At 37.0% G+C, this 23,037-nt stretch carries 23 protein-coding genes; 8 read left to right on the plus strand and 15 right to left on the minus strand.

Annotated features, from left to right (window positions below; translation table 11 throughout):
- Window positions 1-21: 21 nt before the first annotated feature.
- The 3 genes from ABS301_RS10230 to ABS301_RS10240 form a co-directional block, all read right to left on the minus strand.
- Window positions 22-1,770 carry a sensor histidine kinase gene (locus ABS301_RS10230; protein WP_349672137.1) on the minus strand — a complete coding sequence of 583 codons (1,749 nt, stop codon included), beginning with the start codon at window positions 1,768-1,770 and terminating at the stop codon, window positions 22-24.
- 206 nt (window positions 1,771-1,976) lie between these two features.
- The gene (locus ABS301_RS10235; RefSeq protein WP_349672138.1) at window positions 1,977-2,600 is read right to left on the minus strand and encodes an undecaprenyl diphosphate synthase family protein; all 624 of its coding nucleotides are present in this window, start codon (window positions 2,598-2,600) and stop codon (window positions 1,977-1,979) included.
- A gap of 114 nt (window positions 2,601-2,714) precedes the next feature.
- Window positions 2,715-2,855, minus strand: coding sequence for a cyclic lactone autoinducer peptide (locus ABS301_RS10240; RefSeq protein WP_349672139.1), 141 nt, complete (start codon window positions 2,853-2,855; stop codon window positions 2,715-2,717).
- Window positions 2,856-3,530: 675 nt separating this feature from the next.
- Between ABS301_RS10240 and ABS301_RS10245 the strand changes: the two genes are divergently transcribed.
- From ABS301_RS10245 to ABS301_RS10255, 3 genes are read left to right on the plus strand one after another with little or no spacing between them, the layout of a single operon-like run.
- Window positions 3,531-4,271 carry a LytR/AlgR family response regulator transcription factor gene (locus ABS301_RS10245; RefSeq protein ID WP_349672140.1) on the plus strand — a complete coding sequence of 247 codons (741 nt, stop codon included), beginning with the start codon at window positions 3,531-3,533 and terminating at the stop codon, window positions 4,269-4,271.
- 1 nt (window position 4,272) lies between these two features.
- A complete protein-coding gene (locus ABS301_RS10250; RefSeq protein ID WP_349672141.1) occupies window positions 4,273-5,571 on the plus strand; it encodes a sensor histidine kinase in 1,299 nt (432 codons plus the stop codon).
- Between the two features lie 25 nt (window positions 5,572-5,596).
- The gene (locus ABS301_RS10255; protein ID WP_349672142.1) at window positions 5,597-6,178 is read left to right on the plus strand and encodes an accessory gene regulator ArgB-like protein; all 582 of its coding nucleotides are present in this window, start codon (window positions 5,597-5,599) and stop codon (window positions 6,176-6,178) included.
- 5 nt (window positions 6,179-6,183) lie between these two features.
- Here ABS301_RS10255 and ABS301_RS10260 read toward each other — a convergent pair whose 3' ends face one another.
- The 4 genes from ABS301_RS10260 to ABS301_RS10275 form a co-directional block, all read right to left on the minus strand.
- Window positions 6,184-6,648 (minus strand): phage holin family protein, encoded by a 465-nt coding sequence (locus ABS301_RS10260; RefSeq protein ID WP_349672143.1) that lies wholly within the window; start codon window positions 6,646-6,648, stop codon window positions 6,184-6,186.
- 27 nt (window positions 6,649-6,675) lie between these two features.
- The gene (locus tag ABS301_RS10265; RefSeq protein WP_349672144.1) at window positions 6,676-7,215 is read right to left on the minus strand and encodes a sigma-70 RNA polymerase sigma factor region 4 domain-containing protein; all 540 of its coding nucleotides are present in this window, start codon (window positions 7,213-7,215) and stop codon (window positions 6,676-6,678) included.
- 204 nt (window positions 7,216-7,419) lie between these two features.
- Entirely contained in the window at window positions 7,420-8,097 is a 678-nt protein-coding gene (locus ABS301_RS10270) for a hypothetical protein (protein WP_349672145.1), read from the minus strand.
- 174 nt (window positions 8,098-8,271) lie between these two features.
- On the minus strand, window positions 8,272-9,048 hold the full coding sequence (locus tag ABS301_RS10275) for a hypothetical protein (RefSeq protein ID WP_349672146.1): 777 nt from the start codon (window positions 9,046-9,048) through the stop codon (window positions 8,272-8,274).
- A 180-nt stretch (window positions 9,049-9,228) separates the two neighbouring features.
- Here ABS301_RS10275 and ABS301_RS10280 point away from each other — a divergent pair, with 180 nt between their 5' ends.
- From ABS301_RS10280 to ABS301_RS10300, 5 genes are read left to right on the plus strand one after another with little or no spacing between them, the layout of a single operon-like run.
- The gene (locus ABS301_RS10280) at window positions 9,229-9,930 is read left to right on the plus strand and encodes a lantibiotic protection ABC transporter ATP-binding protein (RefSeq protein ID WP_349672279.1); all 702 of its coding nucleotides are present in this window, start codon (window positions 9,229-9,231) and stop codon (window positions 9,928-9,930) included.
- Window positions 9,930-10,691 (plus strand): lantibiotic immunity ABC transporter MutE/EpiE family permease subunit, encoded by a 762-nt coding sequence (locus ABS301_RS10285; protein WP_349672147.1) that lies wholly within the window; start codon window positions 9,930-9,932, stop codon window positions 10,689-10,691. The genes ABS301_RS10280 and ABS301_RS10285 overlap by 1 nt, the downstream gene beginning before the upstream one ends.
- Entirely contained in the window at window positions 10,688-11,419 is a 732-nt protein-coding gene (locus ABS301_RS10290) for a lantibiotic immunity ABC transporter MutG family permease subunit (protein WP_349672148.1), read from the plus strand. The genes ABS301_RS10285 and ABS301_RS10290 overlap by 4 nt, the downstream gene beginning before the upstream one ends.
- A gap of 17 nt (window positions 11,420-11,436) precedes the next feature.
- Window positions 11,437-12,111, plus strand: a complete 675-nt coding sequence (locus ABS301_RS10295) for a response regulator transcription factor (protein WP_349672149.1) — start codon at window positions 11,437-11,439, stop codon at window positions 12,109-12,111.
- The gene (locus ABS301_RS10300) at window positions 12,087-13,415 is read left to right on the plus strand and encodes a HAMP domain-containing sensor histidine kinase (RefSeq protein WP_349672150.1); all 1,329 of its coding nucleotides are present in this window, start codon (window positions 12,087-12,089) and stop codon (window positions 13,413-13,415) included. Before ABS301_RS10295 ends, ABS301_RS10300 begins: the two co-directional genes overlap by 25 nt.
- Before the next feature lie 167 nt (window positions 13,416-13,582).
- On the opposite strand, the gene ABS301_RS10305 is transcribed toward ABS301_RS10300, so the two are convergent.
- The 8 genes from ABS301_RS10305 to ABS301_RS10340 form a co-directional block, all read right to left on the minus strand.
- Window positions 13,583-14,455: a hypothetical protein gene (locus tag ABS301_RS10305; RefSeq protein WP_349672151.1), complete on the minus strand. Its 873-nt coding sequence runs from the start codon at window positions 14,453-14,455 to the stop codon at window positions 13,583-13,585.
- 229 nt (window positions 14,456-14,684) lie between these two features.
- Window positions 14,685-15,956 carry a lanthionine synthetase C family protein gene (locus tag ABS301_RS10310; RefSeq protein ID WP_349672152.1) on the minus strand — a complete coding sequence of 424 codons (1,272 nt, stop codon included), beginning with the start codon at window positions 15,954-15,956 and terminating at the stop codon, window positions 14,685-14,687.
- Window positions 15,957-15,958: 2 nt separating this feature from the next.
- A complete protein-coding gene (locus ABS301_RS10315) occupies window positions 15,959-17,755 on the minus strand; it encodes an ABC transporter ATP-binding protein (protein WP_349672153.1) in 1,797 nt (598 codons plus the stop codon).
- 1 nt (window position 17,756) lies between these two features.
- Window positions 17,757-20,813, minus strand: coding sequence for a lantibiotic dehydratase (locus ABS301_RS10320; RefSeq protein ID WP_349672154.1), 3,057 nt, complete (start codon window positions 20,811-20,813; stop codon window positions 17,757-17,759).
- A gap of 159 nt (window positions 20,814-20,972) precedes the next feature.
- Window positions 20,973-21,146, minus strand: a complete 174-nt coding sequence (locus tag ABS301_RS10325; protein WP_170819691.1) for a gallidermin/nisin family lantibiotic — start codon at window positions 21,144-21,146, stop codon at window positions 20,973-20,975.
- A 366-nt stretch (window positions 21,147-21,512) separates the two neighbouring features.
- On the minus strand, window positions 21,513-21,983 hold the full coding sequence (locus ABS301_RS10330) for a pyridoxamine 5'-phosphate oxidase family protein (RefSeq protein ID WP_349672155.1): 471 nt from the start codon (window positions 21,981-21,983) through the stop codon (window positions 21,513-21,515).
- 12 nt (window positions 21,984-21,995) lie between these two features.
- Entirely contained in the window at window positions 21,996-22,346 is a 351-nt protein-coding gene (locus ABS301_RS10335) for a DUF2200 domain-containing protein (RefSeq protein WP_349672156.1), read from the minus strand.
- Between the two features lie 34 nt (window positions 22,347-22,380).
- Window positions 22,381-22,806, minus strand: a complete 426-nt coding sequence (locus ABS301_RS10340) for a pyridoxamine 5'-phosphate oxidase family protein (RefSeq protein WP_349672157.1) — start codon at window positions 22,804-22,806, stop codon at window positions 22,381-22,383.
- Window positions 22,807-23,037 lie beyond the last annotated feature (231 nt).

Here is a 23,037-nt window from a genome sequence, read left to right on the forward strand (position 1 = left end):
GTCTGTCCTGCCTCCTGCCTGCTATTCAAATAATATCTCTGCCCTGACTGTTGTCCCGTTTTCATCTGACTCAATTTCAAAATGGCCCTCATCACCATAGTAATACTTGATTCGCATGATCACATTCCTCACACCGATGCTTCCCTCCAGAGAGCTGGCAGAATAATCGTAATGATTGAGTTCATGAATTAATTCAGAATCCATTCCTTTTCCATTGTCTTTCACCTCAAACATCAGATGCCTCTCCCCTTTTTTTCTAATGGTTATGGTGATTAAATCCTCTCCTGACTTACCTGGGAAACCATGATTGATGGAATTTTCAATGAGAGGCTGAAATAAAAGCTTATGCATCTTAAGATCCATCACTTCCTCTTCAATATCCATAATGCAGTGGAAGGAAAAGGAAAAACGCTGCTGTTGGAGAAATATGTACTGCTTCAAATACTCTGTCTCGCTTCTTACACTGACCACGCCATTGCTTTTATGGATACTGTAACGCAGAATATTAGCCAGGTTTTTTAACATCTTACTGATTAAAAACTGTTCATTTTCTATCGCAATCCAGTTAATGGCATCCAGGGTATTATAAAGAAAGTGGGGATTAATCTGTGCTTCCAGAGCCTTTAATTCCGCATTCTTCTCCCTTAAAAGAGCTTCCTTTTCCATCCTGCCTGACTGGTCTATCTTTGTGACCATGTGGTTAAAATGCCTTGCAATGGTTCCGAATTCATCCTGCCAGGAATGGCTGATCTGGACTGTATAATCCCCTTTGTAGGCCTTATCCATGGCTGATGTAATCTTCTCCACCCTGACCTGAAGAGACTCGGCAAACCGAAGCATGATCAGAACACTTGTAATTATAATCAGGATTGTTAACAGGATAATCACTTCAAAAATATATTTAAAATCCTTCAAAAGCTCTCTGTTATCCCGTATGGTAACCAGCACATACTGACCATTTAAAACAGGTTTTGTATAGATACTGGAAAAACGCGCCTTAGTCGCCGGCTCAATTCTTGTTCCGATCAGCTCTGCCCGGTTACTGGAGATAATGATTCCATTGGTATCACAAAGAAAGGAAACGGTTCTGTCCTGCTTGTCTTCCTGAGAATACGTCTCCCTGATCCGTTCTTCATCCAGGCAGATTAAAATACTTCCTACCGTCCCCTGTCTGTAATTGTTAATATCCGCAATCCTGTGACCCAGGTAAATAATATTCCGGCTGGTTCCGTTATCTTCCTTCCGGTTAATCATGTCAGAATAAACCGTCCTGGTATTTAAAAACGTCTCATCTGCCACTTCCAGCCAGCTGTTATCCCGGTTTGGAAAGCAGAAGCTGTTCATGGTGCTGTTGGTAACAGAGTCATACCCGATGCACTCTTTTTTCTGGGTTACCACCGCTATCCCCAGAATCTCCGGATGTAAGTAAGATATATTTTCCAGATCATCTTCCAGTTCCTTCTTTATGAGATAATAATTTCTGGAATCCCAGACATTTAATTTTTCAAGCTTCAGTGCATATTGGTTTTCTGTATAGATCGACATGATAATGCTGTCATACTGGGAAAAATAATCCTCAAGTCCCTTCTGTGACAGCTTCATATTACTTTCCATTAAAATGTCTGTCTGACGTTTTAACGTGCTGGCAGCAATCATGCAGGTGATTGTCTCCATTATCATTAACGGTACAATGGAGCCTGCCAGCAAAATAATAAGAGTTTTTTTTGCTATGCTATAGCTTTTATATCTGTTAAGTAGTTTTCTGATCAAGTCCGGCTCCTTTTGTTGTGTAATTCAGATAATTTAATCGGATTTTATTTTGCTATTATAGCACATATTACCAATAACAGGCAATCCACACATCCATGGTATCTTAATAACTTCTTCTGACTGCAGTGGAAAGAAGAGGCAGCGATTATAATTAAAAAAGGCAGCCCGTTAAGGCTGCCTTAAAAATCATATGATGTTCTCTTTTTTTACCCCCCCAGGGTCACATCCTGCCTGGAGTACCACTCCAGCGCATTGTAAACATGATCTGTTTTAAAATCCGGCCAGTAGTCGTCTACTATATATAAATCCGAATAAACGGACTGAACCGGGAGAAAGCCGGAAAGTCTTCTCCTTCCTCCCCAACGGATAATTAAATCCATTCTGGATACATCAGAGGTTTTAAGCTCAGGACCTATAGTTCCGTCTGACAGTCCCAAATCCCATTCCCAGCTGTAATTGATGAGAAAGTTGATTTTCATTCCCCCTGTACCGAAACATACCCGTTTGGTATATGGTTTAAGCTCGTCCGGAAACATGGCCGAAGAAGTTTTCCCAAGAACCAGAAGCTGGGCATTCTCTTTAGACAACACCTCCACAGCCTTTACGCAGGCCTTGGAAAATGCTTCTCTTTGTACAGACGGACGTTTGGTATTATCTGCGGTAAAGCCATAAAAGGTCATCTCTTCTACTCCCAGATCCCTGCAAAGGTGGTAAAGGATCATTCCAGGTGAGATACCCTTATCATACCCTTCTTCTTTTTTTATGCCATTCTCCACAGCCCAACGTCTGTTTCCATCAGGAATGATACCGATGTGTTTTGGAATTCTCATTATCTGCCCTCCATGATTGGTTTCCTTCGAGGAAGTCCTGTTAAAATTATAGCCAACTTTTTCAAAGGATATCATGTCCTGCAGAAAATAATGTAAAGATAAATGCTCTGGTGCTTATTTCTTAAATTTCTTAAGATCGGTCGGCATCTTTGGCTGGTGATAGATATACATGCATCTGCTCTCAGATGCCAGCTCCACAGATTTTCTAGCTACCTGTTCCATGAATTTAGCTGCAATATTACTTTTACGTTTCATTCTTTCTACCTCCATTATTATAAAGACATTAAGATAATGCAATTATATATAAATAACAGCTCTATAAAGACAAGTTGTAAAAATTACGGCTCTGCTCGTAACTATTCCCGATTTTGATACTCATGAATCCTCCCATTGTCACTTTTAACAAAAAACATGAACAGCACCAGAACGAGACACAGCAAAATGTTAACAAGATTTAGCAGGGATATCAAGCTTTCTCCCAAAAATGCAGCTCTCCTCTCAAACTGCATTTCACTCCACTCAATACAATTGGAAATGACAACAGCCGACATCATATTTATTACATAAATTTTTCTGTTTGTTTTTCGATTATTATTTTTTTCCAGAATCAGATGAACCAAATTTACAATTAAAAACACGGTACAGAGAAAAATAATGAAAAGCAGATAGTGTTTCAATTTTGTTACCTCCAATAATAAAATGTGATATAATTTTTAGTGCAATAAGAAAATATTATATTTCCATTGAAAAAATCACACCATGTTGAAATTTCGAGCCTGCAAGTAATTTTTAATTTATTCAATTAGACAAAATGCGACAAAAGCTCCTAATTCTCTCTTTTAATTAATGAGAGGTATCGTACGATATACAAATATAGATGTTTCATTTTTGCATAAATAAAGTAAATAGTTTTAATGGGGAAGGGTACGTATGTTAAGAATAGCAATTTGTGATGACGACATTCTGTTTACTGGAATGTTAGAAAATTTAATCAAAGAAGAAGCTTTGGCAAACGGTGTTGAAATTGAAGTTGACGTATTTTTTGATGGTTCCATGCTGACAAAATATGTACATCTTGGTAACTTATTTGACCTGATCTTTCTTGATATAGAAATGTCTCAGCAAAACGGAATCGAGGCAGCACGCCACATCAGAGAGATTGATAAGACTGCCTTGTTAATTTATATTTCCGGATACGAGCAGTATCTAAAAGAATTGTTTGAGGTGGAGCCGTTTCGTTTTCTTTCCAAACCACTTGATACGGCAAAGTTCTCCCGGTATTTCAAAGAAGCATATGATCGGATCAATGAAAATAATGTCTATTTCCAATTTAATTTTAATAAAGAAATTAAAAAGGTAGCCTTAAAGGATGTAGTTTATTTCGAAAGCCGCAACCGGGTTGTATACATTTATTTAAAAGATGGCAGAGAGGAATTTTTTTATGGAAAGCTTAACGATGTGGAAAATGAGTTAGCCGGAAACAAGCAGCGTTACCTGCGGATACACCAATCCTATCTTGTTAATTATGATTATGTCAGCACTATGAATTTTTCCAGTCTGGTAATTGAAAACGGAGGAAAGTCAACCACACTGCAAATCAGCGAAGACAGGCAGAAGAAAATCCGGAAGCAGTTATGTGATCTGGCCAGTAAGAAAGCGGGGGGAAAATAGTATGAAAATTCTTTCAACAACCGTTGTCAGTCCTTTTCTTTCACTTTTTTATATTTTAGTCATACGGAAATGCATCAATGCGTTTTTCGCGCCTTCGTGGAAAAAAACCACAACGTATTTAATCTGGATCGCATATTATTTCTTTCAGTTATTTCTGGGCATTGGAAGCGGGATTCCTCCGGCCCTGACCCTTTTACTTAACATGGTCTTTGTCTTTCTCGCAACCAGTATTTCTTATTCAGAAAGCTATAAAAAATGTGCCTTATTCTCTTTTTTGATCTGTGCAATCTGGATGCTTGTGGAAATTATCATACATATGATCTTAAATATGATGAATTTAGATGATAAAGCCGGTCTCTCAGGAGCCATTATCTCAAAAATCGTAATGATGGTTTTTGCCATTGTTACGGGACACTGTCTTCAGCATAAAAGTACAGGAGATATTTCCTTACGGTATATGGCGATTTTACTTATGGTTCCTGCCGGAAGTATTTACATTATGCATAACATTTTTCTCATCAGCAGCACGGCTGAAAATGAAGTTCTTTTCTCCTTCATATCGGGTATTTTACTGCTGTTTATTAACTATATTATTTTCGAAGTATTTGAGTCTCTGGCAGCAAGTTCAGAATATCAGAAAAAAACCCTTCTCTATGAACAGCAATTAGAACTTTGCAGCCGCCAGGCTGAAGAACGTGAGATCCAAAACACTGAAATCCGTTTATTGCGCCATGACATGAAGCAGCACTTAGTCAGCATACTGGGCATGGTTAATTCTGGAAAAAATGAAGAAGCCGCCACTTATCTCACTTCTTTTTTAGAAAAGGGAACCTCAAAAAAAATTAATGAAATATCCCACAGCGGTAATATTGTAGTGGACTCACTTGTGAATTATAAATCTTCCATTGCCCGAAAACAAAATATAGAATTCTGTACCAATATTTTTATTCCGCCGGTAATGCCTTTTCAAAACGGAAATCTGACCATTATACTGGGGAACCTGTTAGAAAATGCCCTGGAAGCCTGCCGCCAGATGAATAGCGGACATCCAAAAATTGATCTGGAAATGTCCTATCAGAAGGGAATTCTTTCTATTGTTGTCTGGAATACCTTTGAAGGGGATCGATACTCAGACGGGCAGAAACATTTTCTTACCACTAAGAAAAATCCCGCCCACCATGGTCTGGGTCTGTTTTCCATTGAGCAGGCAGTAGCTGCCTGTAATGGAGAGGCTATCACCCAGGTCGAGGGAAACATATTTAAAGCGGTTGTGATCTTATATCAGGAACCAGAAAAATAAAAAATGTGATCAGGGGGATTGTAATATGGAACGGTTATCCATTGCATTAACCAATTATATTCTTAAAAAAGATGTGATCTCTAAAGAAGATTATGAAATTTATTTATATGGTTTTCAAAGCTTTCTGGAACTGTTTTTGAATCTGGTCTGCAGTCTCTGTATTGCGTTTTTTATTCATATGGAAGTGGAATGCCTGCTCTTCTTTTTGTTGTTTATTCCCCTTCGTTCCTTTAACGGAGGACTGCATTTAAAGTCTTATTTCTCATGTCTGGTTTTCTCCTGCGCAACCATGACTGTCATACTTCTGATTGTGAAATATTACAGCCTGAACGCCCCGGTTTCGTTTCTACTGTACCTGATTTTTATGGTACTCATCAAACTGACTGGAGCAGTTGACCATCCCAACCGGCCGGTTGACACAGACGAAAACCAGACATTGACTCATAAAACTGACCGTACTCTGTTTATCAGTTTCCTTGCCGCATTGTGCTTTCTCTTTTTGAATTTAGGAAATTATATTTTTTTAGAGGCGCTGATTTATTTGTTAGTTTTTATCACACTGATATTATCCAAAATCAGCGGCAGGAATAAACAGCAAATGGAATGAGCGTTTTACTCTTTATCTATTTTCCCACGCAATTCCGTCAGCACTTTTTGTAAAAATTCCGGCATTCTGGCACCCATTCGTCCTGCATTCTCTAAAATAGAGATTAACTCATTAATGATGAGCCATACAGATACCAGTAATCCAAAAATTGTTTTATGCTCAAACTTAATTCCGATCTCGGTAGAAAATTTATAGATCACATAATCCGTGCTGACTGCTGCCAGAATGATGAATATATAACTGGCCTTTTTATAAATTCCGATCCGGCTTTTCCTGCTGTTCCAACCATACTGATTATTATCAGGGTTGTCCAGTGCTTCCTTTTTCGAAGCCAGCATCCCCGATATGTAGTCCGTGATCATAAGTATGGTTAATAGCGATATGGCAGGAAATAAAAGTCCGAATTGATCCATAATCCAGGCACTGATGATTCCCATTGCGCTTTTTTCCAAATCCATTTTTTTTTCCATGGCTGCACCTCCTGTAATGTCTTTCACTTATTTATAATAGTTTTCTTTTAAAAGATTGTAAAAATTTCTTCTGACCCGGTTCACGTATTGGCGGGACACAGAGTGGCGTTCTGCAATTACTGCATCTGACTCCTCATGAAAGACAATATCCCACAGAATAACCGCCTGTTTTCCTTCTGTCTTCAAGAGCATAGTTTTTAGATCTTCATAAAACAGCCAGTCATCATAAACAGGCTGATCCATGCTGATCTCAGTAAAAAACTCATCCTCAACAGAAGCTTCGGCATCAAAATGCTGCTTACTTTTTTTATACTGTTCTAAGAATTTGTTTTTTAGGGCTCTGCTTAAAAAATAAACACATTGCCCATCTTCCTTATAATATTGCATTGAATTGATGGCCTCCAGCAGACTGAGCACAAATTCTGAATGCATGTCCTCTTTTTCATCTTTATATAACAGGCGGACATATTTATTAATCAGTGGAGTCATTTTATCTACTATCAGTAAGAATTTTTCTTTATTACCTTTTTTTATTTCCTCAATAATTACATGAATGCTTTCTCCCATTTTCTTACCTCCTAAAAGGCAAAAAGAAAAAAAGGGTAATATTGTAAACTAAATTCTTCTGAATCTTTATTTTTTTCGCATAACATGATTGTAGATAAAAAACTCACTATTTAATGGAACACGTAAAAAATGCTGAATAATAGGGAGAAATCTCCATATTATTCAGCATTTTTCTATATAAACCTTATTTAGTTGAAATGTTTTCTACCAAACCAGCATCGCCCAGTCTGGTATTAATTCTCCTCTCTCTTTGTTTCTCTTTATGAAAGTCTTTCTACTTTCCTCTCTCAGTTCCGTTATATGAAATACATCATTGAACTCTTTAAACCCGGATTCTTCTCCGCCTAAAACCGACTGATCGGGACTGGAATCATCATATGTACCAGTAAGATATGAGCCATCCCCATAAGTAAATCCAACATATCCGCATCCATCTGATCCATTGCTCACCAGAATCAGGCAATTATTTTGAATATATAATTCATGGATCATATACCAGCCCTCCGGTTCATACAAATCGGCGACCTTCTCCAATCCATGGTTTAAGTAAGTATACACGCTTATGGAAATTCCGTCTCCCAGAATTAATTCAGGTATCCCATCTCCATCAAAATCGTGAATTCCCAGATAAAACGATGTATTTAATCCATCTTCCCCTCTTAATTGATATGGATCTGGCAGATAACCTCCCCCCTGATCGATAATCTCCATATATGCAGTCTGCCAGTTGATTTCCTCATCTGTCAAAGCAACTGATTCCTGTACCATATCACTGACCTGACTTTCGTCTGGCTGCAAAACAGTTCCCCCCGTCGTGTTGGAATCAGCACAGCCAGTTAAAGATAAAATCAGAAAACAAAATAAGAATAAATTTTTATTCATTTGTCTTTCCCCTTTAAATTTTGATACAAAATTGTGTTTGCTATTTCTGAGCATAATCATTTTATTTTACTATTAATACTGATTATAGATTTTACCTCGTAATAATTACGGGTCTGCACGTTGAAAAAGCCATAGTTATTTCACTATGGCTCATTAAAAAGCTGTATTATACGATTAAACAGGTAAATACGTAATCACCATACCTCCTATGATCAGGCTGGCCATATTGGCCGTTATTACAAATAGCGCTATCCGTCCTTTCCTGAATTCTTTTACAAAGGTAAGAAATGCAGTCAGTTCTGCTGCAAGCACCACAATCTCACCAAATAGATAACCAAATATCCAGTAATTACTTAAATCAGGTCCCGTAAGCATTGCATTCAGCCCTGCCTGGGTAATTAAATTGACTGCTATAAAGACCAGCCAGCTTCTTTTTTGCCTGAATCCAAAAAGCAGAAAAATAATTCCCTCAATAAGCAGTGTCAGGAGAACCCGCATTGCCACCAGAGCAGGAACCCGTAACGGAGCCTGACCTAATGTAAGGGTCTCCGATTCCAAATCAAGTGTCAAAATATTACTATATTTTTCAAATGTTTCATCAGGCAGAGCACATTGAAAGCTTTTTTTATTTCTTTGTACCACCAGCACGGCATCCTTTAAATCCTTAACCTGGGATGATGAGTGGTTATAATATAGCCTGTAATACTTTTCCCAGCCTTTTCTTTCCCCTTCCACCACTCTTAAATCCGTAACATCATGATTGGACATTTTTAAGGATAAAGATATCTCCTCTGGAGAGTTTAACACGATTATGGTAAAACCCGGCGGTTCCGCTGAGTTGGCAAACGCTGTTGAATAATAGCAGAAACATAGCAGGTGAACAATAAGAATGAGGAGGCAGATACTGCTTCCTCTTATTAAAAAACCAGCCCCATCTTTATACACATTCATTTCTCTTTCCCCCTTCTATTTTGTTGTAAGTATAACATACAATGCTGGTATTATTGTTCTTCTTCCTTATAAAATCCTTAAAATTAGCTGTTAACATAGCAATATCAAGTCAAAAGGAGGTCCCTTATGGAGCGGAAACGGTACAAAACGGCTGCAGATTTTGAAAAGGAGGATGTTATGATGCACGAGTATATGTTAAAAACCAGCCACATTTCAAAAAAATTCAAAAAAACATATGCAATTAATGATTTATCTATGTCTGTAAGAAAAAATTCTGTCTATGGATTATTAGGACCTAATGGTGCTGGTAAATCAACATTGCTGAAGATGATTACAGGAATCATCACCCCCACATCCGGAGAAATAATAATCGATAATCACCCCTGGAGCAGAAAAGATCTATTAAGGATTGGTTCCCTCATTGAATCACCTCCTTTGTATGAAAATTTAACAGCATTTGAAAATTTAAAAGTCCGGGCAACTCTTTTGGGAATCCCAACCGATAAATGCATGGAAGTTTTGGAAAGAATGGACTTAATGGATACGGAAAATAAGCAGATCGCTAATTTTTCATTGGGAATGAAGCAAAGACTGGGTATTGCATTAGCGCTTTTAAATGACCCTGAATTATTAGTCTTAGATGAGCCTACCAATGGGCTGGATCCGTTCGGAATGGAAGATTTAAGGAAAATGATCCGGACATTTGCGGTATCCGGGATATCAGTCATTGTATCAAGTCATATCTTAAGCGAGATACAGCAGGTTGCAGATGACATAGGCATCCTGAATAATGGGTCACTTCTGTATCAGGATAAAATTGATGCCAATGAAAATCTGGAACAATTGTTTATGGATATTATAAGAAAGGAGCGTGCTTCCTGATGTTACGAACCTATCTGGCTGCCGAAAACTTAAAATTCAAACGAACCCTGTTTCGAAAACTCATTTTATATATTCCGGCAGCCTTAATTTTAATAGCAGTTATATTTTTATCTGTGGGGATTGGTTTAGGTGGTTTTTCAGCCTCCATCGTCTGTAATTGGTGTGTCCCCATTGCATCTTTATCCATTGTGATATTATGCCACTTAGTAAATAATAAGGAACAAAAACACAATTACCGGACTATTTACAGCCTGCCCATAGATTTGAAAAATACATTTATTTCTAAAACAATTTTAATTTCACTTAATCTTTTGCTGATATCTTTATTATTATCATGTATATCTATTATTTCAGAATACATGCTGTCAGGTGTTTTAAGTGCATTTAAACATACCGGATCTTATGTTTTAGGATACTGCTTATTATGGCTGACTTTATTATGGCAGATCCCTTTCTGCCTGTTTTTGGATCAAAAGGCCGGATTCGTTGGTTCTATGATCCTTAACCTGATTTTCACTGGACTTGGTGGTTTGTTTTTTTCTCTTTCACCTATATTCTGGTTTATTCCATATAGCTGGACCGCCAGATTTATGATTACCTTATTTGGAGTTTTGCCAAACGGATTATTAGTACAGGGAGGTTCAAGACAGATTCTGAGTTTAGGTCAGAGTTCTCTGCTGGTGGTAGTCAGCATGCTCACTGCAGCCGTTCTTACATCTTTATTTGCACGCTGGTACAGAGGGCAGGTGTATCGAAATTGACAATTACAAGAGAGTTCTTCTCTAACTTTACAAAAATCAAACGAACCTCGCTTTTACTTTTGCATCTGCTGCCTCCTGTGGTAATCACAACACTATTTTTAGTTTATTACAACGCTGGTGGATACCGCCTTTTTTCTGATGTTCGGCTGTTTTTCGTTTTGCTGCAAATCTGCTATCCTATGTTTGTTAGTTTTGTTGTACCAATTTTTATTAATTTAGACCGAAATATCAGCAATGTTCAAAATGCTCTGGGAGTTGTGGGATCCAGAAGCAGCGTTTATCTGGGTAAATTATTCTTTCTGCTGTTCCTGTCTGCCACAAGTATCATACTATACGAATTATGCTTTTATGCCGGCGTAAATTTTTTTCTAAATATGTACGTCATGAACTTTGGTTCTTATTTTTTCATATTCTGCTCGTTTTTAATAAGTAACTTATTTTTATATTTTATACATGTACCCATTGCTTTTAAGTTTGGTTTCAGTGTCTCCATTTTATCAGGAATAGCAGGCACAATTTTAGCCGGTTACTTTGAAAATTTCATTGGTGATAAAATCTGGCCGGCTATCCCCTGGGAATGGGGTGTGCGGTTTTTAAAAGATTATTTTGACCTGACCCATGGATCTGTTATTCCTGGAGTGATTTCTCTGGTTATTATAACTTCGGTTGTTCTGGTTCTCACAATATTATGGTATAGTAGATGGGAAGGCAGAATTACACAAGAGTAAGATTAGGAGGATAGTCTATGCCAAAATTGTTAGTCATCGACGATGACCTGGATATGCTGGCTCTGGTACGCACTGCCCTGGAAAAAGAAGGTTACCAGGTGGACACTGAAGCAAATGCCGCTTCCTTACAGCCCGCCAGATGCCGATTATACGATCTTATGCTTCTTGACGTAATGATGCCCGGCGAGGATGGATTTTCCTTCTGCAGGCGGATCCGTACCGAGGTGGATTGCCCTATCCTGTTTTTAACCGCTAAAGCAGAAGATTCGGCTCTCGTCCAGGGCTTTGGCCTGGGAGCAGATGATTACATTAAAAAGCCTTTCAGTATTGCAGAGCTGCGCGCCCGGGTAAGCGCCCATCTCCGGAGGGAAGTGCGCCAGCCAACCCACATATTAAGACGAGGCAGCGTCCGCTTCGATATACAGGCAAAAACGGCATTTGCTGGTGAACACACACTGCCCTTTACCAAGGGCGAATATGCGATCTGTGAGCATCTGGCACTGCATGCCGGACAGGTGTTTACCAAAGAACAATTATACGAAGCCGTTTTCGGCTTTGACGCAGAGGGAGATCCGTCCGCTGTCGCAGAGCACATTAAAAATATCCGTGCCAAGCTGAAAGCCCACGGCATCAGTCCTATCGATACAATTTGGGGGGTGGGTTACAAATGGCGAAAAAACGAAGATCTGTAAGTCTTTCCTTTGTTCTTTTACGTTTTGGCATTGTTATGCTTGGCTGCATGCTATTATGCTGCTTTTTATGGTATTGGTTATTTATCCGCCTTGTAAACACGGGCTTTTTCTATAATGCCTATACTTCCAGCCAGCAGGTAGAGCAAATGCTGGCTGGTGACCCGGAAACCTTCGTTTCTCCAGGTGAGGATTTTTTGGCAGATTACGCTTTATTTGATCATAACGGGAAAGTTCTGGAAAGCAACACCAAAGGAAGGAAACTGAAAAAACTGACCAGTCTTTTACACGAAGATGCATCTAATATGCGTGTTTCCAGACACACTTATGGGGATGGAAGCACGGTAATCATACGATATTATTACAGATCAGAGTTTGCAAATCCTGTTCTGCGAGGCGCCCTGCCCCCCTTTGAATTTATGTGGCTGTCATCGCTGGGTGCAGCCTTGGTGTTTTGTCTGCTGTTTAACACCCTGTGGCTTCGTCGGCGTCTTGCTGCCAAGCTGAAGCTGTTTGGTGAGGTTAGCCGGAAGGTGGGTGCACAGGAACTGGATTTTACAATTCCACACGCAGGAATACGGGAATACGATCAGGCACTTGATGCAATGGAGCATATGAGAGATGCTTTGTACAACTCCCTGTCCTCCCAGTGGGCGGCACAGCAGGAACGGGAAGCAGAAATAGCCGCACTGGCCCATGATTTAAAAACTCCACTCACCCTGGTGGGAGGAAATGCTGAGCTGCTGCTTGATGAAGAACTTCCTGAAAGCAGCCGTAGGATGATGGAAACAATTGCAGCCAGCAATGAACGTGCCAGGCAGTATGTTACAAGTTTCCTGGAAGCCTCGGCAGGTGAGGAGGAGGCTTTTAAAAGCAACAGCCTGTACGCTCTGTTTGACCAGCTGATCAGTAACACTACGGCTATTGCAGAAGCAAGGGGAGTATGCATGAAAGTCCAGAATGACCTTAACGGTTCTGCAAACGTTCAAAAAGATCATCTGCTTCGCGCCCTTGGAAATGTAGTACAAAATGCCATAGAACATTCACCGGTTGGCGGAAGCGTATATTTGACAGGGAGTATGGCAGATGGCGGCTGTCAGGTGACTGTATGTGATGAAGGCCCTGGATTTAGTAAGGCGGCTTTACAACATGCAACGGAACGACTGTGGCGGGGAGATACGGCTCGTGGTGCAGACGGTCATAATGGTCTCGGGCTCTGGTTTGCCGCACAGGTAGTCAAAACCCACGAAGGTCAGCTTTATCTGAGTAACACCAAGTTCGGAGGGGTTGTTACAATAAAATTCTGAGAGGGTGTCGCAAAATCACTAAAATAAAGTGATGGAGTGACACCCTCTTTCTATATAAGTAAAATATCAGAATAGTGATCTGTGTTTATTGCGGTCAGGAGAGGAATTCCTTAAAATATCACCATCTGCATCATCGGGGAAATCCCTTATGTACACCGCAAAACCATCTATTCGTTAAGGTGGTTAGAATCCCGATAATTAAGTGACCAGATTTTAAAATTACCATTATCATCTTTATCAAACCAAAGAATTCCGTTTTCGACACATACCCCTTGGTAATTTGTAAATAAATATTTTGTATACATTGTTTCAATCTGCTCACGAAAATCCGTTTCAGCGAACAAAGTATCAATTTGATCTGACATTTCATCCTCATTCTGTACAGGAATAACTTTTTTATTTACTCGAATATCAAGTGGATATCGAAACAATTTTATGAATTTTTCTTTATCTGTTATAGATTCTTTTATCTGTTTGGCAAAATTTTCAACTTCTGTTGATGTCATTTGACGACTCATAATACGATCTCCACTGTAGTAATCATCAGGATCATATCCTATAGGCATAAACGTTGACAAATACAGACTAATCGTTACATCTTTTCCGGAAATAATGCCGGTGCCTTTTAAATTGCCATCATAAACAGTGCCTTTTAAATATCCGACTTCAATATTATTTAACTCGAATTCCGTTGGACTTTTCATTTCTCCACGAAGTGTTTTTTCATCATCGGTTCGAGTAATATATGATGCAGTCAAAGAATTACCTTCTCTACGGATGTTCATTTGTACCTCTGATTCTCCTATTGTACCTTTAAAAATATTGTGTGTATTATTCCGGATTGGTTCTTCCATGGTGGTTTCAGTATACGATTCCTTTTCTGTCGTTAACGCCTCAGTCGTAGTTACTGCTGTTACTTGCTCAGTGCTAGTTTGTTCTTGTTTAGTCATTTCAGTTTTTGTACAACCCATGCTGATGATACAAACAATAAAGGACACCATTAGCAGTGCTGACTGTTTAACGCTATTTGTTCTGATCATTTTCAATTGCTCCATTTCATGAAAAAACTTTATTTCTTTTTATTCATCAAGCCCATACAAAGCATTTCTGCCTTTGGCAGAGTAAGCATTCGCATAATTAATTATACCATGGATTTCGGGCTCTTCGGAGTCGGTTTTTCTATTTTAAAGTAAAAAAGTTAAGCTATTGCTCCAATATATTATTCATCTATTTTTGCAACAGCCCCCTTTTTTACAATTATGAAATTTTCTATAATAAAAATATGGAATCCCATTGTGTTTTAACGGGTTGATAGCAAGATAAAATAGTCAGGATCACTCCACTGGTTCCTGTTAAGAGTCCTATTTCATCCTTATTCACGATATGCCCTTCCTCTATTTCTGTATCTTTAAACCCAAACGGATATTGATCACTGTAGGATTCCAGTAAATGATCCAATATCTTCATATACACTTCATAAAAGAAGTCATCATCTGTGTATTCATAGAATTTTCTGGTCAGGCAGCACAAACCAGAAAGACCGTGACAAAAAGTAGGTGAGATAACCTGCCGCATTCTTTTCAAAGATAATTTCATACTATCAATTGCAAGCTTACCCATTTCCTCATTATCCAGGATCTTTGAAGCAATCAATAATGAATACGCCACACCTGGAGTACCATAACACCACGCATCTCTGGATGGTACTGCTTTCTCCTGTTCCATCCCTAATATTTTTTGAGTTTCCCAAAAAATATCATCACTGTCTTTTATACAGCTGTTAAAAATAAATTCTGACACATGTTTTATTGCTTCCAGCTGGTCTTGTACATATACTCCCGACTCATAGGACTTACATAATATTAAAAGTATGCCAGGTATCCCGTGCGCAACCCCTAAATTTATATATCGTATCTCTGGACTATTTTCCAAAGGAAACAATTGACTCTCATCTGACCGGATGGCAAACCGGGGGATATTGTTGTCCCCTGCTTTACAAATATCCGTTAAATATTGCAAAATGTGCAACAATGTCTCTTTCACATTCGGCTCTGATTTAAAATTCAACAGATAATTGGCTGTTCCGGTTAATCCATACATAATATCATAAAATAGTTCGTTTAATGGAAGTTCTCTGTACTTTAGAATATTACTGTCCGCAATATCAACAATATACTCATTTAGACTCTTTATAAACGATTGATATCGTTTCCCATGGTCTGACATACAATATGCAGCAAACCCCACTCCGCATAGTCCGTCAAACAGGGAGATATCATAGATGTTGTTTTTTCCCATATAGTCGTTTACGATCTCCAGATATTTATGGGCATACTGATCAAAATCATAATCTGGAAAATTTAATTGAAGTTCCGAAAACAAGATACATAATGCGGGATATGAAACTGCTACTGAAGTACATCGATATTCAGTGTTATTTGAAGCAAATATCTCCTGGACATAATCTGCGTCGGACAATTTTTTTGATATATTTATTATGAAATTATCCAATTCACGTTTTTTTTCATTCGGTAAATTCATAATCAGCCTCCATTTTGGGGTATATCGAATTCCAGATCGTAAATTTCTTTATATGAGGGACATGTTTTTAATAACTCCTCATGTGTACCTTCTGCCACAATCTTTCCTTCGTCCAGATAAATTATTTTATCAGCCAACATGACATGTGCAATTTTATGAGAAATAAATACACCTATCTTGTTTTTTGTAAGTTCAAAAAATGTGTTCATTATTTTTTTCTCACCCATTTTATCCAGCGCTGCATTGGGTTCATCTAAAATATACATTTGTGCTTTTTTGAAAAAGCACCTGGCCAGAGCAACTCTCTGCCACTGCCCGCCAGATAACTGTGTTCCATCTGAAAACCATTTTCCCAGCTGCTGATTTAAATCAGGAGGGAGAAAGTCTATACCAGCTTCTTCCAGTGACTCTCTTATCTGGGCTTCATTCTCGATTTCATCAATATTACCGAACCCTATATTATCCTTTACTGAAAGTTCATACTTACAGTAATCCTGGAATAATATACCTGTTAATTTATGTAAGCTGTCAATATTAACTTTATTTAATGGGATTCCATTCATCTTAATCATATCATCTTCCACTAAATAATATCCCAGTAATAATTTTATTAATGTACTTTTCCCAGATCCGTTTCTTCCGAACAATGCAACTCTTTGGTTTTTATTGATTTTTATATTGATGTTCTGAAGAACTATTTTATCTGTTTCCGGATATGCAAAGGTCAGATTATTTATCTCAATCTGATCTAAATCATTTAGTTTGTATGTTTCATTCCTATTCGCATTTCCGGGCTTGCTTAGAAAATTGATCAGTTTTGACATATACAGACTGTTTTGATTTATGCTGTAAATAATATTCATAATACTGTTAAAGCTATCAAACATCATGTTTATAATTCTTAGAAGTGCAACAGCGTTACCAATTAGGATTTCACCTGCAATAACGGATAATATGATTAAAATCATGAGCACTGCCATACAGATCTGATCAACAAAATCAAATACAACAGATATAATCAGCCGTACCTTGGTGTTGTATAAATTTTCATTAATCACGCTTTGCTTCAAATCATTATGCCTCTTTATAATATGTCTGGCTAAATTAAAAATTTTAACTTCCTTAAATGATTGATCCTTTGTAAGTAAAAATTCATAATACCATATACTTCTGGCTTTCTTTGCATTTCTTTCTTCTGTCTGAAACTCTCTTTTACTTATGGATAAATAGAAAATTGAAAAGGCAAATGCCGGAACAATAATCAAAAATATTGACAACGGCCGCCACATCAGCATGATATAAACAGATGAAAGTATGGTAGTAATGGAAGTTACAAGTGTCAATGTGGTAGTAAAGATATTATACGGTCTGAATCCCACCTGGGATAGAATATGCTGCAACTGATCCTGTATGTCAGAATTTTCAAATTCTTCCAAAGACATAATGGCGCATTTATCCAATAACCTGTTAATCAATTCATAATCCAACAGGAATTGAAATTTGGTAAACAAAAAAGTTTTTATACTTATAATCATACCTGACACAAAACTTATCCCAATATAGATCGCTAATATCTTTAGCGAGAGATTTAAATCTTTGGCTGAAATAGCATTAATCAGGCTGCCAAATATATTTACGGAAATTACAGGAACAATACCCGCAATAATATTAATAATTATGGTTAGTACAAATATCAGTTTGCTGGCCTGGAAAAATATATTAATGGATTTAGGAATCACTTTTAGGGAAGAAAGCATCTCCTTAACTTCTGAAGTACTTAGTATTTTAAATTTCTGCATATTATTTACCACCCAATATACCTATTTTTTTTCTGTTATAAACACAGTAATATGTATGACGTGCTAAAGTTCTCATCTTTTTTTCCAATTCCGTATTGGGACCAAACAACCGATTCATGTTCATATGCAGCAGACTATCCAGTATGCTTAATTTTACAGCTTTGTTATCCGGATAATTTTCTTCAATTCTATTTAAATACGCTTTCATTGATTCTTGTTTTACCGATAATATTTTCAAGATAAATTCAATCTCTGGATTTAACGTTTCATGATACAAATACTTTATTACGAAATCAACGTAGGTATCCTTATGTTCTTTAAATTCTTTCTGATAGCTCTTGGTAGGATTTTCACAATTGAGAAATACAAACATATCCTCAAAACTCAAATCAAATGTTTGCATATGAAAGAAAATAATCACTGATGCTAAAAGTTTATCTGTCACTTTTATATTATGATTACTTTTTTCATAGATTATGGTTTGAATTGCTATGCTGTCTTTATAAAACACCTCATGTGCATAGTTCATCAAATCATATCCGCCATACCTCTCCAATTCAAGCTCATAACAATTAATACTATAGTTTGAGATAAAAGATTTTTTCATAAGCTGGCTTAATATATCTAACATTTTGGGCAGTACTGCCATTAATTTAGTATTATCAGCTTTTAATCTCAATCGCAGATGTAAATCTGGATCTTTATACTGAATGAAGAAATAACTGTCTATTTCCTTATTTTCAAGTAACTTCTGCAATGGATCATACAAAGCTTCACCTAACAGATAATCTGCGTATTCCTCAATACCGTATATTTTAAAATATAGCCACTCATCTAAAGGCTCTTTATATCTGGTATTACCATAATTCTTGGTTATGTCAAAATCATTGGCCTTATGGGGGGTAGCATCCTGAGCTAAAATCAATGGGATTACCAATTCACAGCAATAAGAACTATCATTCAGTTTCACTGGATGTTCTGATTCTATATGATATCTTTCCACAACAGTTTCTGATTTTTCCAGTAATTTCTGCAACACTGATAAACATCTGTCCTCTTTCAGATTTAACAGAAGTTTTTTGTCTGCATCTACAGCATCCACCCAAAGGGGTATATTTCTTGAATTTATGTATTCGGTAAACTTATTTTTAAACTCAGCAAAATCATAATGTTTTGTTAAACCCAGATCGCCTATTTTAATAATCCATTTCTCCTGTTCCAATACGAAGTTTTTATATCGTATCGTTGGAAGATAGGCAAATTTCTCCAGTAAGTATTGCCAGGGTTTATTATAAAACCTGATTCCATCAGAAGAAATTTCGTCAATTAATCGTAATATTCTGGGTTTTAACTGCGGATTGAACATATTGGTAGATGTTGGTATGATTCTTTTATTGTTAACCGCAGACTTTAAATATAATTTGTTGTTTTTAAATTCTACTAAAATTTCACTTAGCTTAAGTTTAAATGCCTGGTCTTTGGAATTTGTAGTCCCAAAGCTTGTTTCATAAGTGGAACCATGCATATTTCGGATCACGTTTGCGGAATACAAACTATCGGGTAAGTAGGTAAATTCACAGACCTGGCATTCATCACCGTAATTTTTATTTATTTCTTCAAAAAATTGCTCTGGATTCTTCATTAAGTGCGAAAATCTTCCAAATGATTTTCCTGCATAAGTTGACCCAAAAATATTACTTAAATAGTAGACATCCCTTCCATTGTCTTTCACATAATTAAAGTAGATTTCCATGGATTTGGGCAACTGATCCATATCAATATCTTCTGTTAAAAGCAATCCCATATCTGCATCAGTGATCTCAATTTCCTGACCATATCTAATAGAATCTACATATTTTCTTTCAAAAAATCGTATCCAGGGATTGATATATTCTCCCAAATGATTCATGCCGGTCTTTCCATCATAATGGGATGGAAAACCGATTCCAGTATCAGGGTCAATTAGTTCAGTTAAAGGAACACACCTGGAAAGGCCATATTTTTCTAGAAATTTGTTCTTGTAATCATTCAAACTATTGAAAGGCTCTTTGATATTAAATTGTATAAATAAATTCAGGAGCTTATTTATTTTTTTTATCTCATTTTGATTCAAATTGCATTGGCTGTAGGAAATGGAAGAATCTATGGTCAGGTAGTTTTTGGAATTGTAGATTCTCTTCATATTTTTAAAAATCTGTGTCAGGCATTCGATGGTATTATTTATATAGCCATTGGAGTATTCCTGAATTTGATTTTTTATGTCAATTAAGGAATTTGTATTTATATTGTATTCCTGAAGTTTACAGATAACGTATTCAAATTGATCAATGATTGTTAATGGTGGACGAAGATCGGATATTAAATAACCTTCCTCTATGAGTGATTGGATATATATATGGAATGTGTTTTCTTCCACATTCGGATATTCTTTTTTAAGATTTTCTATAATATCAGAATAACTTACATAATCACCTGATATACTTAAAACTACTTCAAATGCATTGGAGTACTTTACTGATTTTTTGTTTACTTTTCCTCCATCGCTGTCTTTTGTACAGTTAAACAAAATTGCTTTGCTTCTCTGAATAGCAACACTTTCATTGATTGTGTATCGTAGGGATTTTAAGTACTTGGTTTCGTACATAAAAACCACTTGGTATAGCCACTCTGAATCAATCAGGGGTTTTCTTTTTAATTCTGCACTGCTTAATTCAAATAATGTTCTGTCAGATGTAATATTGCCAAATGCAACTGTCGAGAATAATCCAAATGGAGTACATCTGGAACAGCTTCTGCTAAAATATTTATAGATTGAATTCAACAAATAATTCGTATCCCTTGCTGTGCCATCCTCAATATAGTGTTGCATGGATTCATATAAATCCTGGCTGGCCACAAAAATAGCTTCATTAAACTGATCTTTGTATTGAGGAGAATCAAATAAAAACATAGTATGATCTATGTTGGTTTTATTTTCTATATTATCTGTCAATAAATTGATTGGCAGACTCGGTGTTCTTATCATAAAGGAACCTATATCTTTGAATAAATCTTTCATAATTTAACCGTATCCCCCTTGCTTAACTCTTGTATGCCTAACCAAAATAGAAACTTAATATGCACCAGTAAATTACTTCCACAAAATGTAAACGTACATGCATTTTGTAAATCTTCTAAATGCATGTACGTTTGCATCGGGTTTAGGTTTCCATGGAAATTAGTAGCATAACCAGGTGTTTGTGCAGTTTCTTGTCATTCCACATTCACTTGTTCCACAGGTAGATCCTGTTAAACAACCAGGTGTGCAGTAAGCAACACTAGCAATTTTTGATTCTCCTACATCTACTGAACCCTTGTCCATTTTAAGATCTAAATCAAAATCTTTATTCATGTCCTCGTCCCCCTTTCTATGTAGTTATATAATCTGAATCTGATCATATATAGTAAACGTGAAATGAATCACTTTACTACCAAGTTCATGTCTGTATTATATCAAGAAATATACTCTATTTTGACTGCATGTAATTTTTACGACTTTATATGTAATTTTCAATGAGGTGGTTTATGAAATGTGGTTTATAAGGGTTTATAATATCTATAATGCAAATGCAGGGGGAAAAAAACTGCGCACAGCTGATTAAAAAGCTGTGCGCAGAATATTGTTAAACGATACTCTGTGTTGTTTGGAGTATGAAAAGAGAATTATTATGTGAGAAAAAAAAGTATCATGGTTACATATATTAATCTGGATTTTTTTTCAGTCTATTTTTACAATATCAAATGTAAATGGAAACTTTTCTGCAGTTTTATTATCGAAGTTGACTTTGTATCCAGTTCCGTCTTTGTAAAATAGACCCTGGTCTAAATCCACTCTGATGTAACACATATTTTCATCATTTTCATTGTTATGAGCAAAATACCATGGTTCAAATATCTTAATCAGCTTTTCTCTGATTTTAAGATTTTCCTTTAATAATGGATGACCAATATTTCGGGCAATTCCGGTAAAACGATACAGATCTTTACTTAATGAAACCAACGGATTATTTTCTATCTCTTTTACTTTTTGAGACTTACCATATGTGACTATATAAAATGCTCCATTATCATAAAATGTATCAATAAACCGGACAGCTGGAATGTTATTGTTTGATGTAGCCAGTGCAAATTGATAGTCTCTTGCAAATAATGTTTCTAAAACTCCAAGTCCTTCTTCATACGCATTCATTTCTCTTCTCCCCTATTTTCTCAATATTTTTTCCATTACTCTTCCTTTGGCAAGCTCATCTATTAATTTGTCCAGATACCGGATCTGCCTCATCAGCTCATCTTCGATCTCTTCCACACGGTATCCGCATATCACTCCTTTGATCAGTGACGCATTGGGATTCATCTGAGGCGCTTGGCGAAAAAAGGCTTCCACACTTACTTCCTTTTCTATTTGCTGTTGTAATGAATTGGTATCATAGCCTGTGAGCCAGAGAATTATTTCATCTACTTCTTTTCTGGTTCTTCCTTTTTTCTCTGCTTTTTTTATATAAAGCGGATAAATGCTTGAAAAGGGCATATGAAAGATTCTTGGTGTTTCCATCAGTTGTTCTCCTTTGCGTGTTAGAATGATTGTTTTATATGAACCCTTTGGCTTCTTTCCAATCTATGAGAAGATTGTAACGGCTTGTGGTGAAACGTAAAACACAGTAATTGGGATCATCCCATCCACTAAAATGATTCTCCAGTCCACGGTACCACATTTCTTTTTTTATTTCAGGGTCTGTTATTACTTCTATTGTTCCCACTAATGTGATATTATGATCAATTGAATTAAAACAAACACTGGCTTTGTTGCTCTGATCAATTCGTTTGGTTCTATCACTTCCTAAACCGGTACAAAATGTGAGCCAGTTAATGCCGTCAGCTTTTGATACGGATATGGTTGAGGTTGTTGGAAAGTTGTCAGTGTCCATTAGTGTTAAGGCGCAGTATCCTTTGTCTTCACCTGCGGTGTTGGTGGCAATGATCTCTCCTGCTTTTGCAATGATTTCTTCGTTCATTCGATTTTCCTCCTGATTGGTTATGGATGTAGTATATAATAATAGATAGGACAACTGGGTGTCATGTTCAAAACGGGGATTAAAAGAATTGGGTCCGTAACTCCGTCGCGCCGACCTCGATTCCGCTTACGCTCCATCTCGGTCACGGGCTTCGCCCTATAAAAATAAGTGCCATAAAGCCCGGTTGAGAGCAAGCTCTCCCCCGGACTTTTTGACACTTATTTTTGCACG

Source organism: Lacrimispora sp. (assembly GCF_031982545.1).
In the GTDB taxonomy this organism is placed as follows: Bacteria; Bacillota; Clostridia; order Lachnospirales; family Lachnospiraceae; genus Lacrimispora.

Coding starts and splice junctions, on each gene's coding strand:
- ABS301_RS10245 (WP_349672140.1), top strand. CDS start 3,531: ATGTTAAGAATAGCAATTTGTGATGACGACATTCTGTTTACTGGAATG.
- ABS301_RS10235 (WP_349672138.1), bottom strand. CDS start 2,600: ATGAGAATTCCAAAACACATCGGTATCATTCCTGATGGAAACAGACGT.
- ABS301_RS10260 (WP_349672143.1), bottom strand. CDS start 6,648: ATGGAAAAAAAAATGGATTTGGAAAAAAGCGCAATGGGAATCATCAGT.
- ABS301_RS10285 (WP_349672147.1), top strand. CDS start 9,930: ATGTTACGAACCTATCTGGCTGCCGAAAACTTAAAATTCAAACGAACC.
- ABS301_RS10315 (WP_349672153.1), bottom strand. CDS start 17,755: ATGCAGAAATTTAAAATACTAAGTACTTCAGAAGTTAAGGAGATGCTT.
- ABS301_RS10255 (WP_349672142.1), top strand. CDS start 5,597: ATGGAACGGTTATCCATTGCATTAACCAATTATATTCTTAAAAAAGAT.
- ABS301_RS10330 (WP_349672155.1), bottom strand. CDS start 21,983: ATGAATGCGTATGAAGAAGGACTTGGAGTTTTAGAAACATTATTTGCA.
- ABS301_RS10335 (WP_349672156.1), bottom strand. CDS start 22,346: ATGGAAACACCAAGAATCTTTCATATGCCCTTTTCAAGCATTTATCCG.
- ABS301_RS10320 (WP_349672154.1), bottom strand. CDS start 20,813: ATGAAAGATTTATTCAAAGATATAGGTTCCTTTATGATAAGAACACCG.
- ABS301_RS10340 (WP_349672157.1), bottom strand. CDS start 22,806: ATGAACGAAGAAATCATTGCAAAAGCAGGAGAGATCATTGCCACCAAC.
- ABS301_RS10295 (WP_349672149.1), top strand. CDS start 11,437: ATGCCAAAATTGTTAGTCATCGACGATGACCTGGATATGCTGGCTCTG.
- ABS301_RS10310 (WP_349672152.1), bottom strand. CDS start 15,956: ATGAATTTACCGAATGAAAAAAAACGTGAATTGGATAATTTCATAATA.
- ABS301_RS10305 (WP_349672151.1), bottom strand. CDS start 14,455: ATGATCAGAACAAATAGCGTTAAACAGTCAGCACTGCTAATGGTGTCC.
- ABS301_RS10250 (WP_349672141.1), top strand. CDS start 4,273: ATGAAAATTCTTTCAACAACCGTTGTCAGTCCTTTTCTTTCACTTTTT.
- ABS301_RS10270 (WP_349672145.1), bottom strand. CDS start 8,097: ATGAATAAAAATTTATTCTTATTTTGTTTTCTGATTTTATCTTTAACT.
- ABS301_RS10280 (WP_349672279.1), top strand. CDS start 9,229: ATGCACGAGTATATGTTAAAAACCAGCCACATTTCAAAAAAATTCAAA.
- ABS301_RS10300 (WP_349672150.1), top strand. CDS start 12,087: ATGGCGAAAAAACGAAGATCTGTAAGTCTTTCCTTTGTTCTTTTACGT.
- ABS301_RS10325 (WP_170819691.1), bottom strand. CDS start 21,146: ATGAATAAAGATTTTGATTTAGATCTTAAAATGGACAAGGGTTCAGTA.
- ABS301_RS10275 (WP_349672146.1), bottom strand. CDS start 9,048: ATGAATGTGTATAAAGATGGGGCTGGTTTTTTAATAAGAGGAAGCAGT.
- ABS301_RS10240 (WP_349672139.1), bottom strand. CDS start 2,855: ATGAAACGTAAAAGTAATATTGCAGCTAAATTCATGGAACAGGTAGCT.
- ABS301_RS10265 (WP_349672144.1), bottom strand. CDS start 7,215: ATGGGAGAAAGCATTCATGTAATTATTGAGGAAATAAAAAAAGGTAAT.